The sequence below is a fragment of the Pseudomonas sp. MM227 genome, assembly GCF_947090715.1.
Lineage (GTDB): Bacteria > Pseudomonadota > Gammaproteobacteria > Pseudomonadales > Pseudomonadaceae > Aquipseudomonas > Aquipseudomonas baltica.
The window spans coordinates 705,667-720,058 of the sequence record NZ_OX352319.1 but is presented as its reverse complement, the minus strand read 5'-3'; the positions used below and the strand labels follow the sequence as shown (position 1 = coordinate 720,058).

The 14,392-nt window shown below is 59.9% G+C and carries 12 protein-coding genes and 2 tRNA genes; 2 read left to right on the top strand and 12 right to left on the bottom strand.

The window, feature by feature from the left end; translation table 11 throughout:
* Nucleotides 1-31: 31 nt before the first annotated feature.
* A complete protein-coding gene (locus tag ONG87_RS03190) occupies nucleotides 32-2,941 on the top strand; it encodes a DUF748 domain-containing protein (RefSeq protein WP_264382211.1) in 2,910 nt (969 codons plus the stop codon).
* The gene (locus tag ONG87_RS03185) at nucleotides 2,938-3,243 is read left to right on the top strand and encodes a DUF2845 domain-containing protein (protein WP_185795383.1); all 306 of its coding nucleotides are present in this window, start codon (nucleotides 2,938-2,940) and stop codon (nucleotides 3,241-3,243) included. The genes ONG87_RS03190 and ONG87_RS03185 overlap by 4 nt, the downstream gene beginning before the upstream one ends.
* Nucleotides 3,244-3,341: 98 nt before the next feature.
* On the opposite strand, the gene ONG87_RS03180 is transcribed toward ONG87_RS03185, so the two are convergent.
* From ONG87_RS03180 to tpiA, 12 genes are all read right to left on the bottom strand, one after another.
* Nucleotides 3,342-3,692: a BON domain-containing protein gene (locus tag ONG87_RS03180; protein ID WP_192104420.1), complete on the bottom strand. Its 351-nt coding sequence runs from the start codon at nucleotides 3,690-3,692 to the stop codon at nucleotides 3,342-3,344.
* A gap of 320 nt (nucleotides 3,693-4,012) precedes the next feature.
* On the bottom strand, nucleotides 4,013-6,118 hold the full coding sequence (pnp, locus tag ONG87_RS03175; RefSeq protein ID WP_122480180.1) for a polyribonucleotide nucleotidyltransferase: 2,106 nt from the start codon (nucleotides 6,116-6,118) through the stop codon (nucleotides 4,013-4,015).
* Between the two features lie 251 nt (nucleotides 6,119-6,369).
* The gene (gene rpsO / locus ONG87_RS03170) at nucleotides 6,370-6,639 is read right to left on the bottom strand and encodes a 30S ribosomal protein S15 (protein WP_043190760.1); all 270 of its coding nucleotides are present in this window, start codon (nucleotides 6,637-6,639) and stop codon (nucleotides 6,370-6,372) included.
* 143 nt (nucleotides 6,640-6,782) lie between these two features.
* Nucleotides 6,783-7,700: a tRNA pseudouridine(55) synthase TruB gene (truB, locus tag ONG87_RS03165; protein WP_122480181.1), complete on the bottom strand. Its 918-nt coding sequence runs from the start codon at nucleotides 7,698-7,700 to the stop codon at nucleotides 6,783-6,785.
* 5 nt (nucleotides 7,701-7,705) lie between these two features.
* Nucleotides 7,706-8,107 carry a 30S ribosome-binding factor RbfA gene (rbfA, locus tag ONG87_RS03160; RefSeq protein WP_122480182.1) on the bottom strand — a complete coding sequence of 134 codons (402 nt, stop codon included), beginning with the start codon at nucleotides 8,105-8,107 and terminating at the stop codon, nucleotides 7,706-7,708.
* Between the two features lie 111 nt (nucleotides 8,108-8,218).
* Nucleotides 8,219-10,738 (bottom strand): translation initiation factor IF-2, encoded by a 2,520-nt coding sequence (gene infB, locus ONG87_RS03155; RefSeq protein WP_264382210.1) that lies wholly within the window; start codon nucleotides 10,736-10,738, stop codon nucleotides 8,219-8,221.
* A 26-nt stretch (nucleotides 10,739-10,764) separates the two neighbouring features.
* Nucleotides 10,765-12,246 (bottom strand): transcription termination factor NusA, encoded by a 1,482-nt coding sequence (nusA, locus tag ONG87_RS03150; RefSeq protein WP_122480184.1) that lies wholly within the window; start codon nucleotides 12,244-12,246, stop codon nucleotides 10,765-10,767.
* Nucleotides 12,247-12,305: 59 nt separating this feature from the next.
* Nucleotides 12,306-12,764 (bottom strand): ribosome maturation factor RimP, encoded by a 459-nt coding sequence (rimP, locus tag ONG87_RS03145; protein ID WP_163007671.1) that lies wholly within the window; start codon nucleotides 12,762-12,764, stop codon nucleotides 12,306-12,308.
* 131 nt (nucleotides 12,765-12,895) lie between these two features.
* Nucleotides 12,896-12,972, bottom strand: a tRNA-Met gene (locus tag ONG87_RS03140).
* A 96-nt stretch (nucleotides 12,973-13,068) separates the two neighbouring features.
* Nucleotides 13,069-13,154 (bottom strand) — tRNA-Leu (locus tag ONG87_RS03135).
* A 54-nt stretch (nucleotides 13,155-13,208) separates the two neighbouring features.
* Nucleotides 13,209-13,595: a preprotein translocase subunit SecG gene (secG, locus tag ONG87_RS03130; RefSeq protein ID WP_122480186.1), complete on the bottom strand. Its 387-nt coding sequence runs from the start codon at nucleotides 13,593-13,595 to the stop codon at nucleotides 13,209-13,211.
* Between the two features lie 4 nt (nucleotides 13,596-13,599).
* Complete coding sequence (tpiA, locus tag ONG87_RS03125; protein WP_192056400.1) at nucleotides 13,600-14,355, bottom strand: triose-phosphate isomerase; 756 nt, start codon at nucleotides 14,353-14,355, stop codon at nucleotides 13,600-13,602.
* Nucleotides 14,356-14,392: the final 37 nt, after the last annotated feature.

The window sequence follows — 14,392 nt, the reverse complement described above, 5'->3', positions numbered from 1 at the left end:
ACCTCCGATCACGTCAGATGGCCTCTTTTCCATGTCCAAAGGATTGAAACGCACCGCCGCCACCCTTGTGGCACTGGTAGCGCTGTACGCTCTGCTCGGCTTCCTGATCCTGCCCGGCATCGCCCTGCGGGTTGCCAATCAGCAGCTGGCAGACTATTCCACTGTTCCTGCTCAGCTGCAGCGCCTGGAATTCAATCCGTTCAGCCTCGAGCTGACCCTGTGGGGGCTGAAGATCGGTGAGCCCGGCGCGGAGCAGATCGGTTTCGAGCGGTTGTACGCCAATCTGCAATTGGACAGCCTGTGGACCGGCGCGCTGCATCTGGTTGCGGTGGAGCTGGAAAAGCCCCGCACCGAAGTGCTGTTCGACAAGACCGGCAAGCTCAACTTGAGCGGCTTGTTCAAGCTTCCCGCCAGCGACCCTGCTGCGCAGGACGCACCATCCGAACCTTTCGCGTTGCGCATCGGCAGTATCAAACTGGTTGACGGCTATCTGCATTTCAAGGACTTGCGTCCCAGCCAGCCGATCGAGTTTCTCTACGACTCGATGAATCTGGAGCTGCAGAACCTCAGCACGCTACCGGACGATCATGCCGACATGACGCTGGTAGCGAACAGCCCCCAGGGCGGGCGTATCGACTGGCGCGGACGTATTGGCCTGAGCCCGGTGTCTTCCCAAGGCTCACTGAAGGTGACCGATGCGCAGATGAGCGTCTGGTGGCCGTACGTGCGTGACAGCGTGCCCTTGGCCCTGGAGAAGGGCGTGTTCACCCTCAGTGCCGACTACAACCTGAACCTGGCCAAGCAGACCGAACTCACCTTGGACAAGGTGGCCCTCACCGTTGCGCCCTTCGCGATCGCCACTCCCGATGGCCGTCCCTTGGTACGGCTCGAACGCCTTGAGGTCAGCGATACATCGGTGGATCTGGTCAAGCAGTTGGTCAGGGTTGGTCAGGTACGCAGTCACGGCCTGGAAACCTGGGCCGCCCGCGAAGCGGATGGGCAGCTCGATTGGCAAAAGCTGTTCGCCAGCCCGACGACGGCGCAGGTGCAGGCACAGACGCCAGCACCCAGCAAGCCGCCAGCCGCGCCAGCCAAGCCTTGGCAGGTTTTGCTCAAGGATGTCCAGCTGCGTGACTACCGCGTGCATCTGGCAGACCGCGTGCCGACCGACAACGTAGCGGTGGAGCTTGGCCCCCTCAACCTGGATCTGCGTGACTTCGACAGCCTCAACGGCGCTCCCTTCACGCTCAAGCTGGACACCGGGCTGGGCAAGCAAGGCCACTTGCAGGCCAGCGGCGAGGTCAGCCTCGCTCCGGTTACCGCACGCCTGAAGGTCAGCACCCAAGACATCGACCTGCGGGTCGCTCAGGCCTACATCAGCCCGCTGATTCGCCTGGAATTGCGCAGCGGCATGCTCGACAGCGATCTTGCTGTGCAACTGACCAGCACCGAACCCTTGGCGATGACAGTGTCCGGCCGCGCTGAAATCGATCAGTTGCACACGCTCGATACCCTCAAGGAACGCGATTTCGTCAAATGGCAGCACCTGACTCTCGACGGCCTCGACTATCGCCATGGCGATCGTCTGGAGATCGAGCGGGTGCAGCTGCAACAGCCTTACGCACGCTTCATGATCAACGAAGACCGTACCACCAATATCGACGACCTGCTGATCCCGCAACCCGCGCAGCCCGCCAACTCGGCCAATGCGGGGAAACCCGCAGGTGCGGAAAAGCCTCTGGGTATTCGCATCGGCGCCGTGGACATCGACAATGGCTCGGCCAACTTTGCCGACTTCAGCCTCACCCCAAACTTTGCCACGGCCGTTCAGCAACTCAACGGGCGCATAGGTACGATCGACAACCGTCAGGCCAAGCCGGCACGCATCGACATCCAGGGCAAGGTCGACCGCTATGCGCCGGTGACCATCGCCGGTGCGCTGAATCCGTTCGACCCGATGGCCAGCCTGGACATCACGACCAGCTTCAAACGCGTGGAGCTGACCACCCTGACGCCCTATTCGGGCAAGTTCGCCGGGTATCGCATCCGCAAGGGCCGTCTGAACCTCGACTTGCACTACCTGATCACCAAAGGCCAACTCAAGGCAGAGAACAAGCTGCTGGTGGAACAGCTGCAACTGGGCGACAAGGTCGACAGCCCGGATGCGGTCGATCTGCCGCTGCGCCTGGCCATCGCGCTGCTCAAGGATTCCCAAGGCAGGATCGCCATCGAACTGCCGGTGAGCGGCGATCTGAACAGCCCGCAGTTCAGCGTCATGCCGATCGTCTGGCAGACCCTGCGCAACCTGATGGTTCGTGCCGCTCAGGCGCCGTTCAAGTTCATCGGTGGGCTGGTCAGTGGCGGCGGCTCGGAAGACCTGAGCACCGTGTCGTTCCGCCCAGGTTCGGACGAATTGAGCGCAGAGGCCCAGGCGGCCCTGGTGAAGCTGGCGGCGGCCCTGAAGGAGCGCCCGACCCTGCGCCTGGAAATCGAAGGCACCAGCGCCCAGGCCAGCGACGGCCCGCTCATTGCGCAGCAACGCCTGGAGCGCGAATACCAAAGCACCTACTATAAAATGGCCCAGCGCCGTGGCGACAAAGTCCCCGCCACCGCAGCCGAGATGCAAGTGCCTGACGACGACAAGCCGGCGATGCTCGAAGCCATCTACCGTACCCGGCTCAAAGGTCAGCCACCGGTGGAATGGCAACAGCTGGAAAGCAAGGTCCGCACCGACAAGCTACGTGAAGCGGTGCTCAAGTCCTGGGCTTCGAACAATGCATTGCTGCGTCAGCTGGGGCAGGCCCGTGCAGGCAGCATCAAGGACTTTCTGGTCGACAAGGGCCAGTTGGCGGACGAGCGCGTGTACTTCATCGATGCAGCCCTGGGCCAGGCCGAAAAAGATGGGCGCATCATCACCCCCCTGCATCTGGATGCCGAATGAACAAATTGACTTGGATGACCTGCGTGCCACTGCTGCTGGCGCTGTGCAACACAGCCAACGCCGCCTCGACGATGCGCTGTGGCAACACCCTGGTGTCGCTGAACGATCGCACGGTTCAGGTAGAGCAGAAGTGTGGTGCGCCTGCCAGCAAGGCGCAGACGGGCTACGAACGCTCGGGGCCGATCAATCGACGCGTCGAACTGCCGATAGAAGAGTGGGTGTATGGACCTTCCAATGGCATGAGCCAATACCTGAAGTTCGTCGGCAGCAAACTGGTGCAGATCGAAAGCAGCCGCAACTGACGCATCATTCGAGCGCATGAAAAACGCCCATAAAAAAAGCCCCGGCGCATGGCGCCGGGGCTCTCAGTGGCCACATCCCTGTGGCCTTCGCATGAAACTTACTCGGCTTTCAGGCCATCGGCGGAAACTGCTACCACGCCTTTGATTGCCTTGGTGATACGCACGGCAGTAGCTTTCTGAGCATCGGTCACAGCAACGGTCGACGACAGGGATACCACGCCTTTGTTGGTTTCTACCTTGATGTCGGTGCCTGGAATGCCTTTCTCGGTGACCAGATCGGATTTGACCTTGGTGGTGATCCAAGTGTCGGAGGTTGCTTCTTTGGCTTTAGTCATGTCACTAGCAGCAACAACCATTGGAGCCTGGGTGGACTGTTGAGCGAAAGCAGCGTTGGCCATGGTCAAGGTCAGCGCGGTAGCAGCAGCGGCAGCAATAGCGAACTTCTTCATACGAGTCACTCCTGTTTTTTGAAAGGTCTGCACCATTTAATGTCTTGGTGGCAGGTGACAAGGATATTGCAGACCTCGTGCCAACCGGTCAACATCGATAAAATCCTTTATTATCAACGACTTGAAATTCTGACAAAAGACGTCTTTCGTGCAAGTTGCACGCCTGCGGGTAATTTTGCGTGCAAGTTGCAAGTTCACAAAAGTTCCCTGATATTTTCGAGCGCCTCGGTCTGGGCACTTTGAACAAAACGTAGGCTACTGAGCAAACTCTAGTCGAAAAAAAAGAGCCCCGAAGGACTCTTTTTCTCAAGCCGGCGAGTTTAGGCGCCCGAAGCCTTTGCAGCAGCAACGTCCTTGATGGACAGCTTGATACGGCCGCGGTTGTCCACGTCCAGTACCAGTACTTCCACTTCTTCGCCTTCCTTGAGGATGTCGGTCACTTTCTCGACGCGCGCATCGCTGAGCATCGAGATGTGAACCAGACCGTCCTTGCCTGGCAGGATGTTGACGAAAGCACCGAAGTCGACGATGCGCTCGACCTTGCCCACGTAGATCTTGCCGATCTCGGCTTCTGCGGTGATACCCAGAACGCGCTGACGCGCTGCTTCAGCTGCTTCCTTGGATTCGCCGAAGATCTTGATCGAGCCGTCGTCTTCGATGTCGATCGAAGCCTTGGTTTCCTCACAGATGGCGCGGATGGTGGCGCCACCCTTGCCGATCACGTCGCGGATCTTGTCGGTGTCGATCTTCATCGCGATCATGGTCGGCGCGTTTTCCGACAGCTCGGTACGCGAAGTGCCGATGATCTGGTTCATCTGACCGAGGATGTTCAGGCGCGCTTCCAGCGCCTGGCCCAAGGCGATTTCCATGATCTCTTCGGTGATACCGTTGATCTTGATGTCCATCTGCAGCGCGGTAACGCCCTTGGCGGTACCGGCTACCTTGAAGTCCATATCGCCCAGGTGGTCTTCGTCACCGAGGATGTCGGTGAGGATGGCGAACTTGTCGCCTTCCTTGACCAGGCCCATGGCGATACCGGCAACCGGCGCCTTCATCGGCACACCGGCGTCCATCAGTGCCAGGGAAGCACCGCAGACCGAAGCCATGGAGCTCGAACCGTTCGACTCGGTGATTTCCGATACCACGCGGATGGTGTACGGGAACACGTCGGCGGCTGGCAGCATGGCCTGTACCGAACGACGGGCCAGACGGCCGTGGCCGATTTCACGACGACCCGCGCCGCCCATGCGACCACACTCGCCCACCGAGAACGGAGGGAAGTTGTAGTGCAGCATGAAGGGGTCTTTCTTCTCGCCTTCCAGGGTGTCCAGCAACTGAGCGTCGCGGGCAGTGCCCAGAGTCGCCACGACCAGCGCCTGGGTTTCACCGCGGGTGAACAGGGCCGAACCGTGGGTTTTCGGCAGAACACCGACTTCGATGTTCAGCGGGCGCACGGTCTTGGTGTCGCGACCGTCGATACGTGGCTTGCCGTTGACGATGTTTTCGCGAACGGTGCGGTATTCGATCTCGCCGAAGATTTCCTTCACTTCGGCTGCGGTCGGCTTGCCTTCTTCGCCGGAGAACTTGGCGATCACTTGGTCACGCAACTCGCCCAGCTTGGCGTAGCGATCGGCCTTGACGGTAATGGTGTAAGCCTGGGAAACAGCATCGCCGAATTCGCCACGGATTGCGCCCAGCAGCTCGGTGTTCCAGGCTTTCGGAGTCCAGCTCCAGGTGGGCTTGGCGGCTTCTGCAGCCAGCTCGCCGACGGCCTTGATGACCGATTGAAACTCATCGTGGGCGAACAGCACGGCGCCCAGCATCTGGTCTTCGGTCAGCTCTTTGGCTTCCGATTCAACCATCAGCACGGCGTCTTTGGTACCGGCCACGACCATGTCCAGGCTCGAAGCCTGCTGCTGCTCGTAAGTCGGGTTCAGCAGGTAGCCAGTGCTCTCGTGGAAAGCCACGCGCGCAGCGCCGATCGGGCCGTCGAACGGAATGCCGGAAATGGCCAGGGCCGCCGAGGTACCGATCATCGCAGCGATGTCCGGATCGGTTTTCTTGCTGGTGGAAACGACGGTGCAGACGACCTGCACCTCGTTCATGAAGCCTTCTGGGAACAGCGGGCGGATCGGGCGATCGATCAAACGCGAGGTCAGGGTTTCTTTCTCGGAAGGACGACCTTCACGCTTGAAGAAACCACCGGGAATCTTGCCGGCAGCGTAGGTCTTTTCCTGGTAGTGCACAGACAACGGGAAAAAGCCTTTGCCTGGATCGGCTTGCTTGGCACCTACCACGGTGACCAGTACGGTCACGTCGTTATCGACGGTGACCAGCACGGCGCCCGAGGCTTGACGGGCAATACGGCCCGTTTCGAGGGTTACGGTCGATTGACCGAATTGAAACGTCTTGATTACCGGGTTCACGGTTTCCTACCTTCTGTTGGCTCTTGGGGGAACTGGTTTCTTGCGAAATTCTTGGGCAGAGCGGGGAATCGGCCCCGTTGACCGTCCAGATACAACTTGAGGCTGGAAACCTGCCCGCCCCCGCGGAAAACCCGCTGGGGTACGACAGACAACCAACCTCAGGATTGCGCGTGGCGCCCTCGCAGGCCCGGGCTTGAGCCCAGGCCTGCGAACATGGCAAACCACGCTTGTCACCGCGTGTCGAGCCGCTATTAGCGACGCAGACCCAGACGACCGATCAGGGCGCTGTAACGGGTGACGTCCTTGCCCTTCAGGTAATCCAGCAGCTTGCGGCGCTGGTTGACCATACGGATCAGGCCACGACGCGAGTGGTGGTCCTTGCCGTTGGCCTTGAAGTGACCCTGCAGCTTGTTGATGTTGTGCGTCAGCAGTGCAACCTGCACTTCTGGCGAACCGGTATCACCAACGGCTTGCTGGTAGTCGGCAACGATTTGAGCTTTGTCTTCAACGCTAAGAGCCATGAGGCATCTCCACTATCAAGGGCACTGCATGCAGTGTCCAACAGGCCAGGGCAAAACCCTGTTTTCATGAGAAGAGGCGCGACCGTGCCTGTTGACAGCCGTCCTCGACCAGCCGCCACGAATACCGTGACGACCGGGATCGGTCATTCCGACCGAATCAAGCGACGTGGCGCAATGCGCCCGTCTTCGCTCACTTCACCGATTCCGATGAAGCGACCATTGTGATCCTGCACCCGCACCATGCCGAACTTGGGGGCTTCGGGAGCCCTCACCGGCTGGCCGTGGAGCCAGTAGAACGCGCTGTGCTCCGAAAACTGCAGCAGCGGCCAATCCTGCAGGCCGCTGTCCGATGGCAGCAGGAACCTGTCCACTGCCTCGTTGCCGCCTTCGGCATGCACGGCTTCGAGCTCTTCGAGCGTGACCGTCTGCGCCAGGCTGAACGGGCCCGCTTGCGTGCGACGCAGTTCTGCAACGTACGCACCACACCCCAACGCCTCGCCGATGTCTTCGACCAGGGTCCGAATGTAGGTGCCTTTGCTGCAGTCCACGGCGAACCTTGCAGTGGTCTGCTCGCAGCCAAGCAATTGCAGCCGCGCAATAGTAACAGAACGCGGCTCGCGCTCCACTACTTCACCGGCACGCGCCAGCTTGTACAGTGGCTGCCCATCGCGCTTGAGCGCCGAGTACATCGGCGGTATCTGGCTGATCTGGCCACGGAAACGAGGCAATACCGCCTCGATGTCGGAGTGACCGACGGTCACCTCGCGGGTCTGCAGAACCTCGCCCTCGGCATCGGCCGTGGTCGTGGTCTTGCCCAGTTGCGCCAGGGTCTCGTAGCCTTTGTCGGATTCGAGCAGGTACTGGGAAAACTTGGTCGCCTCGCCGAAACACAGCGGCAGCACACCGGTGGCCAAGGGATCGAGACTGCCGGTATGACCGGCCTTCTCGGCATTGAGCAGCCAGCGCACTTTCTGCAGCGCGGCGTTGGAAGTGAACCCCAGTGGCTTGTCCAGCAGGATGATGCCACTGACATTGCGACGGATACGCTTGACCTGAGCCACCGGGATTACTCCTTGGTCTCTTTGGCCGACTCGTCCGCGTGATGCTGGCTGTCCTCGGCCACGGCACGCTCGATCAACGCCGACAGATGAGCGCCACGGCTCACGCTTTCGTCGTAGTGGAAGTGCAACTGCGGCACGCTGCGCAGCTTCATTTCCTTGGCCAACTGCATGCGCAGGAAACCGGCGGCCGAGTTCAACACCTTGATGCTCTGGGCGATGTCGGCAGCGCTGTCCTGGCCCATGACGGTGATGAAGATCTTGGCATGACCGACATCGCGGCTCACTTCGACCGCTGTGATGGTGACCAGGCCAACGCGTGGATCCTTGACCTCGCGACGGATCAGTTGCGCCAGCTCGCGCTGCATCTGATCGCCGATACGCTGGGTACGGCTGTATTCTTTTGCCATGTTTCATTACCTGTAACTAGAGCGGCAAACGCCCGATCAGGCTGGGCCGGATCGGGCGTTGCGTTTAGAACCGGCCCGGCGCTGGCCGGACAGGTTCCTGGAGGTCGCAGCTTAGAGAGTACGAGCCACTTGGACTTTCTCGAAGACTTCGATCTTGTCACCGACCTTGACGTCGTTGTAGCTCTTGACGCCGATACCGCATTCCATGCCGGCACGCACTTCGGACGCATCGTCCTTGAAGCGACGCAGCGATTCCAGCTCGCCTTCGAAGATCACGATGTCTTCGCGCAGTACACGGATCGGACGGTTGCGGAAGACCACACCCTCGATGACCATGCAGCCGGCGATTGCACCGAACTTCGGCGAACGGAACACGTCACGCACTTCGGCGATACCCAGGATGTTCTCGCGAACATCGCTGCCCAGCATACCGGTCAGGGCTTTCTTGACGTCTTCGATGATGTCGTAGATCACGTTGTAGTAACGCATATCCAGACCTTCCTGCTCGACGATCTTGCGCGCGCCGGCATCGGCCCGCACGTTGAAGCCGAACAGTACCGCTGTCGAGGCCAGCGCCAGGTTGGCATCGGATTCGGTGATACCACCGACGCCGCCACCGACCACACGCACTTGCACTTCGTCGTTGCCCAGGCCATTCAAGGCACCCTGCAACGCTTCCAGCGATCCACGGACGTCGGATTTGAGGACGATGTTGAGCGTCTTCTTCTCTTCCTGACCCATGTTTTCGAAGATGTTTTCCAGCTTGCCGGCGTGAGCACGGGCCAGCTTGACTTCGCGGAACTTGCCTTGACGGAACAGAGCCACTTCACGGGCTTTCTTCTCGTCGGCAACCACGCTCATCTCGTCGCCGGCATCCGGGGTACCATCAAGGCCCAGGATCTCGACCGGAATGGCCGGACCGGCTTCCTTGATCGGCTTGCCGTTCTCGTCGAGCATGGCACGTACACGGCCGTAGTTCGAACCGACCAGCACCATGTCGCCCTGACGCAGCGTACCGTCCTGAACCAGCACGGTGGCCACCGGGCCACGGCCCTTGTCCAGGCGCGATTCGACGACCACACCACGGCCAGGAGCCGATGGCGTTGCGGTCAGTTCCAGTACTTCAGCCTGCAGCAACACGGCTTCGAGCAATTCGTCGACGCCGGTACCCTGCTTGGCCGAAACCGGTACGAACGGGGTGTCGCCGCCCCACTCTTCCGAAGTCACACCGTGAACCGACAGCTCGCTGCGGATACGGTCCAGGTCGGCGCCCGGCTTGTCGATCTTGTTCACTGCAACCACCAGCGGCACGCCAGCGGCTTTCGCATGCTGAACGGCTTCGATGGTTTGCGGCATCACGCCGTCGTCCGCCGCGACCACCAGGATCACGATGTCCGTCGCCTTGGCACCACGGGCACGCATCGCGGTAAACGCGGCGTGGCCCGGGGTGTCGAGGAAGGTGACCATGCCGCGTTCGGTTTCGACGTGGTAGGCACCGATGTGCTGGGTGATACCGCCGGCTTCGCCTGCAGCAACCTTGGCACGACGAATGTAGTCGAGCAGCGAAGTCTTGCCGTGGTCGACGTGGCCCATGACGGTCACGACCGGTGCACGAGCGAACGCCTCACCCTCGAACTTCAGCGATTCGGCCAGGGAATCTTCCAGGGCGGTGTCGCTGACCAGGGTCACCTTGTGACCCAGCTCCTCGGCAACCAGCTGGGCAGTTTCCTGATCCAGCACCTGGTTGATGGTGGCTGGCGTGCCCAGCTTGAACATGAACTTGATGATCTCGGCAGCCTTGACCGACATCTGTGCGGCCAGATCGCCAACAGAGATGGTCTCGCCAATTTTCACGTCACGCACCAGCGGGCCGGTGGGGCTCTGGAAACCGTGAGCGTTGCGCTTCTTCAGCTTGCCCTTGCCACGACCGCCACGACGGAAGCCATCGCTCTCTTCGTCGGTGGTACGCGGTGCCGCACGCGGCGTCGGAGCCTTTTCCTTGACGGTGGCACGGTGAGGCTGGTTCTTGCGCTCGCCATCACTGTTGCCACTGCCGCTGCGACGGTCGTCGTTGCGCGGCTTGTCGGGACGACGAGGCTCTTCCTTCTTGCGCTCGGGAGCCGGTGCAGGTGCCGGGGCGACCGCAGCCACATCGACGCTTGGCGCCGAAGGAGCGTGGGTTGCGGCGGCAGGGGCGTCGGCCTGAGCGGTGCTGCCAGGCTGCTTGCGCGTTTCTTCGTCGGTACGCGAACGCGTGTCCTGCTCGACCTTCTGGCGGGCAGCATCATTCGCTGCGCGACGCTCGTCGAGCTCGCGCTTCTGCTCGGCCTGGATCTCTTCCGGGCTGCGCTGAACGAATACCTTCTTCTTGCGTACTTCTACGCTGATGCTCTTGCTACCGGCCACACGCAGGGTGCTTTGGGTCTTGCGCTGCAAGGTAATCTTGCGCGGTTCTTCCGCTTTCGCCTTGTGGCTGCTTTTCAAATGAGCCAGCAGAGCCTGCTTCTCATTGTCGGTCACAACTTGTCCGGCGTCGGTGTGCGGCAGACCTGCCTCACGCATCTGCTGAAGCAGGCGCTCTACCGGTGCGGCGACCTCTTGGGCCAATTCTTTCACCGTGACTTGCGTCATGCACTTCTCTCCTCAGGCCGCGCCAATTACTCGAACCAATGGGCTCGGGCGGCCATGATCAACTTGCCGGCACGATCTTGGTCAATGCCGTCGATGTCGAGCAGGTCGTCAATCGACTGCTCGGCCAGGTCTTCGCGGGTAACTACGCCGCGCACCGCCAGTTCCATCGCCAAATCCTTGTCCATACCCTCAAGCGAGAGCAGGTCTTCGGCCGGATGGGCGTCTGCCAGCTTTTCCTCTGTAGCGATGGCTTTGGTCAACAAACGATCCTTGGCCCGAGCGCGAAGCTCGTTGACGATGTCTTCGTCAAAGCCGTCGATGTTGAGCATCTCTTCCAACGGTACGTAGGCAATTTCTTCCAGGCTTGTGAAGCCTTCGTCGACCAGTACCTGGGCCAGCTCTTCATCGACTTCCAGCTCGTCGATGAAGTTGCGCAGGATGTCACCGGTTTCCGCTTGCTGCTTGGCCTGAATGTCCGACTCGGTCATCACGTTCAGTGTCCAGCCAGTCAACTGGCTGGCCAGACGCACGTTCTGCCCGCCACGGCCAATTGCCTGGGCCAGGTTGTCGGCACCCACGGCGATGTCCATGGCATGGGCGTCTTCGTCGACGATGATGGCCGCGACTTCCGCCGGGGACATGGCATTGATGACGAACTGTGCCGGGTTATCGTCCCAGAGGACGATGTCGACGCGCTCGCCGCCCAACTCGCCGGACACAGCCTGCACACGCGAACCGCGCATGCCGATACAGGCACCTTGCGGGTCGATGCGCTTGTCCTTGGAGCGAACGGCGATCTTGGCGCGCGAACCCGGATCACGGGATGCGGCCATGACTTCAATGAGGCCTTCAGCGATTTCCGGCACCTCGATGCGGAAAAGCTCGATGAGCATTTCCGGCGCGGTACGCGAAAGGATCAGTTGAGGACCCCGGTTTTCGGTACGAATTTCCTTGAGCAGCGCGCGCAGGCGCACACCGACACGGAAGGTTTCGCGCGAAATGATATCTTCCCGAGCCAGCAAGGCCTCGGCGTTGTTGCCCAGATCGACGATGACGTTGTCGCGGGTCACCTTCTTGACCGTGCCAGAGATGATCTCGCCCAGTCGTTCACGGTAAGCATCCACCACCTGGGCGCGCTCGGCCTCGCGAACTTTCTGCACGATCACCTGCTTGGCGGTCTGGGCAGCGATGCGACCGAACTCGATGGAGTCGATCTTCTCTTCGATGACATCACCCACCTTGGCTTCGGGGTGTGTCAGTACAACCTTGCTCGGCCAGGTTTCGATGGCCGGATCGTCCAGGTCGTCTTCTTCGACGACCGTCCAGCGACGGAAGGTTTCGTAGGAGCCGGTGTGGCGATTGATTTCCACACGAAGATCCACTTCGTCTTCGAAGCGTTTCTTGGTCGCGGTCGCCAGAGCAATCTCCAGCGCTTCGAATATTACGCCTGCCGGTACACCCTTTTCATTGGATACCGACTCAACAACCAGCAGTACTTCTTTGCTCATCGTACGCCTCGCCTTTCGCAAGCCATTGGATCCGCGGGACCCGCAGTATCTGGCACGTCTCAGTCAAAACTGGGAATGATATTGGCCTTGTCGATCGAATCGATCGGCAGCAGGAATTCGTGTTCGTCTACTCGAATCACGACATCCTGGTCCTCCACACCATGGAGAAGGCCCTGAAAGTTGCGTCGTCCTTCGAAAGGGGCGCGCAGCTTTATCTTTACTTGTGCTCCGGCGTACGCGGCAAACTGTTCGATGTTGAACAGCGGGCGTTCCATGCCTGGAGAAGAAACTTCAAGGGTGTATTCGACGGTGATTGGATCTTCAACGTCCAGTACACCACTGAGCTGGCGGCTGACAATGGCGCAATCGTCCACCAGCACTCCGCCCTCTTTATCAATATAGACACGCAAAAGTGAATGGCGGCCTTGAGCCGAAAACTCAATACCCCAGCATTCATAGCCAAGGGCCACGACCACCGGGGCCAACAAGGCCTGCAACTGTTCTAGCTTGCTCGACACCTGAACCCCCTCGTGCATGCTGTGCAAATAAAAAATGGGCGAAGCGCCCATCCCGGATACGCCGTTGAATACCGGCGCTAAGAACTGTCCAGCTAACAAAAAGCCCCTTTGAAAAGGGGCTTTGCTAAAACTGGTTGCGGGAGCTGGATTTGAACCAACGACCTTCGGGTTATGAGCCCGACGAGCTACCAGACTGCTCCATCCCGCGACAAAGCTGGGGCGAAAGTATACGACCGAACCCGTTTTGGGTCAATCCAAGCTTCCACCGACAAGAAAGCCCGCAACAGCGGGCTCTCCTGATAATTGGTACCGAGAAGGGGACTCGAACCCCTACACCCTATGGGCACAACCACCTCAAGGTTGCGTGTCTACCAATTCCACCACCTCGGCAATACAACGTGTGAAACCCTTACCGCTTTTGTAACCCTGACACTCTTGCGAGTATCACTTTTGCCCTTGAGCCTGAGGAACGTCGGTAGCAGGAGCTACGTCGGTCTTTTGCTCTTGGAGCACCGGAACATCATCTGCTGCCGGCTTCTGCCTAGGTGCTTCGATGACCGCTGGATCTGGCAAACCTACTTGAGTCAGCTGTTGAGCTTTCTCTTTAGCAAAGTAACCTAAACCCAAGCTGGTTATGAAGAAACAGGCGGCAAGTATAGCAGTAAACTTACTAAGAAAGGTAGAGGAACCTTGGCTTCCGAAGACAGTATTTGATGCACCTGCCCCGAATGACGCGCCAGCGTCCGCACCTTTACCCTGTTGCAGCAAAACCAGAGCGACAACGCTCAGTGCACCCAACAGATGAAGAACGACTACGACTGTTTCCAGCATTTTCTCAGTTTCCCGCGGCGCGACAGATCGCACCGAAATCATCTGCATTCAGGGAAGCACCACCAATGAGGCCCCCATCGATATCCGGCATGCCGAACAGTTCGGCCGCATTGGCCGCTTTGACGCTACCGCCGTACAACAGCCGCACAGCTTGTGCGACCTTGGCATCTTCTGCCGTCAACTGAGCGCGGATGGCGGCGTGCACATCCTGAGCCTGTTGCGGCGTGGCAGTCAGCCCGGTGCCAATGGCCCAGACCGGCTCGTAGGCAATCACCGCATGGGTGAAAGCTTCGATACCCAAGGCTGCAATGACGCTGCCCAGCTGACGACCTACAATTTCCAAAGTCTGACCGGCTTCGCGCTCTTCAAGGGTTTCCCCCATGCAAAGCACTGGCGTCAGGCCGGCCGCTTGCGCGGCGCGGAATTTCTCGATCAGTTGCTGCTCGCCTTCGCCGATGACCTGGCGACGCTCGGAGTGACCGATCAGAACCAGCGAACAACCGGCATCGACCAATTGGCTCGAGGCGGTTTCGCCGGTCAATGCACCTTGCTCGGCCTGAACCGCGCAGTTCTGCGCACCGACAGCGATATGGCTGCCCTGCAGACCCTCGACCACACGGTCGACGAACAACAGGGGCGGGAACACCGCAACCTCGACAGAGTCGGACAAGGACTGTTCGGACAGACCCTTGATCAGCTCGGCGACGCTGGCGCGGGTACCGTGCATTTTCCAGTTACCAGCTACCATGGGGCGACGCATGCTGTACCTCGTCGATCAAAGTGGGCGCAGATGTTAC